This is a genomic window from Turicimonas sp. TL08 (assembly GCF_054660695.1).
In genome coordinates this window covers 1-293 of sequence record NZ_BAAGDP010000090.1, presented here as the reverse complement: position 1 = coordinate 293, position 293 = coordinate 1, and the positions used below count along the sequence as shown (strand labels likewise).

1 protein-coding gene is annotated in these 293 nt (G+C 34.5%); it reads left to right on the top strand.

The genetic code is table 11. The features are described 5' to 3' along the window. Positions 1-159: 159 nt before the first annotated feature. Positions 160-293 (top strand): gp53-like domain-containing protein (locus tag ACYQ4O_RS13070; RefSeq protein ID WP_460175887.1); only part of this gene is annotated, 134 nt, incomplete at its 3' end.

Sequence of the window (293 nt, the reverse complement as noted above, 5' to 3'; positions counted from 1 at the left end):
TCCTTGATACTGAGTTTCTGAAATTTCAAGAAATCCTTTATCCATTAACTCCTTGATCTGTTTTTCAGTTTTCTCTTCCTTGACATACGTCTCACCACGTCTGCCATTTTTATCAAATTTAATCAAATAATTCATAATGATTCTCCTTATAAAAATTAAATAAAAACTCGTGATAATTCCACCGGATTCACGCTCCAGTGGGGACAAAGTTATCAATCTGGTAACAAAAATCCATGGTTAGGCTTTCCAAGAAGTTTTAGTGCGTGTTACTCAGTGCAATTTTCTGTCAACTC